The following is a 3,334-nucleotide window of genomic DNA, read 5'->3' as shown; positions in this document are numbered from 1 at the left end:
GAAGCCGCTCCGGCAATTCACGGCGCTTCCGGCATGGACGGGCCCGTGCTGCCCGATCCCATGCTCCGGGAGAGCGAAGAGCATGCGGTGGATTTGATTATCCGTATGCTGATGGAGTCAGAAGGCGATATTACCCTCGTTCCCGTAGGGCCGCTGACCAATATTGCGATGGCGATCCGCCGGGAGCCGCGCATTGTTCCCAAAATCCAGGAAATCGTCCTGATGGGCGGCGGAACGTTCGGGAATTGGACACCGGCGGCGGAGTTCAATATTTGGGCCGATGCGGAAGCCGCCCAGGTGGTGTTTGGTTGCGGCGCTCCGGTAACGATGATCGGGCTGGATGCGACCCATCAGGCGCTGGCGACTCCAGAGATTAACGAACGGATCGGGGCTATCCGTAATCCGGTCGCCGGATTCGTGAGTGAGCTGCTTTCTTTTTTCGGGAAGACCTATAAGGAATTCTTCGGTTTCGAGCATCCGCCCGTGCATGATGTATGCAGCGTAGTGTACTGTATTGATCCGTCGGTGTTTGACTGCCGGGTCCTGAATGTGGCCGTTGAGACCAGAGGCGAGCTGAGCTACGGCATGACGCTGGTTGATGTTCACGGTGTAACGGGCCGGACGCCCAATGCCATGGTTGCGCTCGGCCTTCATCACGGGAGGTTGTGGGACGTCATTATCGGCGCGCTGGGCCGCTACTCGTAGGAGGAGATTAATGCGATCCATGAATGCTGGGCAGGATGCCTTATATGAAATCACGGCAGCAAGGAGCGAACTGGCCGCATACCGCGGAAGTTTCGCTCCTTTTCTCAAATATAAGACAGTACTTATTCCGTATCTGCCTCTGATAGCTTCAATTACGGGATGTTTGTCCCAACCTGCCTCAATCATGGTCATGACAAGTTTTACCTAAATTGTCGCTCCCCTTTCGCAAATCGACAAGATGACTTGAGGATACATCGAATATAATAAGAAAAACAGCTCATTGGGTGGTTATAAATGAAGAGAATAATGTTTACTGGCGGTGGCTCTGCGGGACACGTAACCGTAAATATCGCGCTGATTCCGAAATTCATTCAGGCAGGCTGGGAAGCCGGATACATTGGGTCGGTGGATGGGATTGAAAGGCAATTAATTAACTCTGAATTAAATGTGAGCTACCACTCCATTTCTACAGGGAAGCTGAGACGGTATTTCGATTGGCAAAACGCGAAGGACCCTTTTAAAGTAGTAAAAGGAACTGCTGAGGCGTACCGGATTATTAAGAAGCAAAAACCTGACGTTGTATTCAGTAAAGGCGGATTTGTTTCTGTTCCTGTCGTGATTGGAGCGTGGTTGAACAAAATTCCCGTAATCATCCATGAATCGGACTATACCCCAGGGTTGGCGAATAGACTTGCAAGTCCATTTGCCAGTATTATTTGCACCACCTTTCCGGAAACAGCTGCTGCTTTTAGTAACAATAAATGCCGCTACATAGGTCCCGTACTTAGAGATGAATTAAAACATGGAGATGCTGAACGAGGACGGATATTTACGGGGTTTTCCGAAATGAACAAGCCCTCACTCTTGATAATGGGGGGAAGCTTGGGAGCGCGAAGGATAAACACTGTGGTTCGGGAATCCTTATTTCATTTAACTAAAAATTTCAGAGTCGTACATCTATGTGGAAAAGGCCAACTGGACCCCTCTGTATCTCATCCGGATTATCGCCAATACGAATACATAAACGAAGAATTGCCAGATGTACTGTCTATGTGCGATTTTGTTATTTCTCGAGCTGGCTCTAACTCAATCTTTGAGTTCTTAGTCTTAAAGAAACCGATGATCCTAATTCCACTGACTAAAGAACAGAGTAGAGGAGATCAACTTCTAAATGCCGCTTCATTTGAGCGGAAGGGTTACTGCAAGGTTGTGCAGGAGGAACACTTAACTTCGAATTCTTTGATAGCTAGTGTCAATGATCTGGCAGCCAATAAAGAGCTTTACGTTCGAAACATGGATAAATTTCAGCAGATTGATGGATTAACACTTCTTTATAACTTGATTATTGAAACGGCACAGAAGTAATTTATATTCAGATACCCTGAAAGTTACTCATAGTGCAAGTCTAAAAAAGACAACACGAAACTAGTACATACGATAGTGGAGAGCTTGCCTCGGGCAGCTCTTTTTTGTTCATTTATATTGGGGAAAATAACCATGTACTTAATTATTAGTTTAATCGGGAGAAAAAGATAAGTCTATAAATTTCCAGAAATATATATTAGTCTTGGATATACCGGCCGGTGAACCAAGCTCTATAGGGAGGTACATTATGGCAAGCGAGGCAGTATTGAAAAGAGCGTCAGAAGCCTTTCAATTCGATTGGAGAACCTTGATCTTGATTAGCAGCTCAACGAATGAAGTATACCGGTTCACTAGAAACAATCAGCCTTATATCTTACGGTTATCTCAGCGGCCCTCGGCTTATCTTGAAAAAATAAAAGCAGAGCTAGAGTGGATCTCCTATTTAGCCGACAATGGAGTACACGTTTCGTTACCGATTAAGAGCTATGATGGTCAGTTAACCGTTATTTGTAATGAGTCTGATCAGAGTATCATTGCTGCTTCATTCGAGATGGCAGCGGGGCGGTTCTTTGAAAAAGACCAGCCACATATGTGGGGAACGGCTATATTCCATAAGTGGGGAGAAACGATGGGGCAAATGCATCGACTTTCAATAGTCTATGATGCTATAGGTGTGAAACGGGATGATTGGGCAATCTGGAGAATAGACAACCCTTGGCTACAGCAAGGTGATTATCAGGTCATTCTTGAAAAGTTGAGATCGCTGGAACAGTCCATCGCCTCACTTCCTCGGGGCAGCAATGCGTATGGGTTGATTCATAATGATTTTCATCCTTATAATTTCTATATAGATAACGGAGATATCACCGTTTTTGATTTTGATGACAGCCTATATGGTTGGTTTGCCTTGGACATTGCAATAGCGGCAGCTCATGCCTGCTGGTGGGGCTCCCCGGCCCATGACCGAAAATCAAAAAATGAGTTCTCCAAGCGCTTCCTGAATGATTTCTTAACAGGATACTTCAAGCAGAATAATCTCGATAAATACGGGTTGCAGCAGATTCCGATGTTTATGGACTACCGAAATGTATGCTCATTCTTCTGGTGGCTCCATAATTGGGACGGAGATGAAAGCCGGCTCTCGGAATTTCAGCAGCAAGCAGTAAAAGATGCGGTAAGACTCATTCAATCGGGTCAGTGCTTCGACGGTTGCGACATCCAAATCTAACGCCGTTACGGAGAACGATAGTTCAATAAAACAGCG

3 protein-coding genes are annotated in these 3,334 nt (G+C 46.1%); all 3 read left to right on the top strand.

Annotated features, from left to right (window positions below):
• Positions 1-705 (top strand): nucleoside hydrolase (locus L692_RS0108980; RefSeq protein ID WP_025699129.1); only part of this gene is annotated, 705 nt, incomplete at its 5' end.
• Between the two features lie 294 nt (positions 706-999).
• The gene (locus L692_RS0108970; RefSeq protein ID WP_025699125.1) at positions 1,000-2,070 is read left to right on the top strand and encodes an undecaprenyldiphospho-muramoylpentapeptide beta-N-acetylglucosaminyltransferase; all 1,071 of its coding nucleotides are present in this window, start codon (positions 1,000-1,002) and stop codon (positions 2,068-2,070) included.
• Positions 2,071-2,317: 247 nt separating this feature from the next.
• Positions 2,318-3,298, top strand: coding sequence for a phosphotransferase enzyme family protein (locus tag L692_RS0108965; protein WP_025699123.1), 981 nt, complete (start codon positions 2,318-2,320; stop codon positions 3,296-3,298).
• The last annotated feature ends 36 nt before the right edge of the window (positions 3,299-3,334 follow it).

Origin of the sequence: Paenibacillus forsythiae T98 (assembly GCF_000520735.1) — a bacterium.
Classification (GTDB): domain Bacteria; phylum Bacillota; class Bacilli; order Paenibacillales; family Paenibacillaceae; genus Paenibacillus_AQ; species Paenibacillus_AQ forsythiae.
Note: the sequence above shows the minus strand (reverse complement) of the source record. Positions and strands in the feature narration are given on the sequence as shown.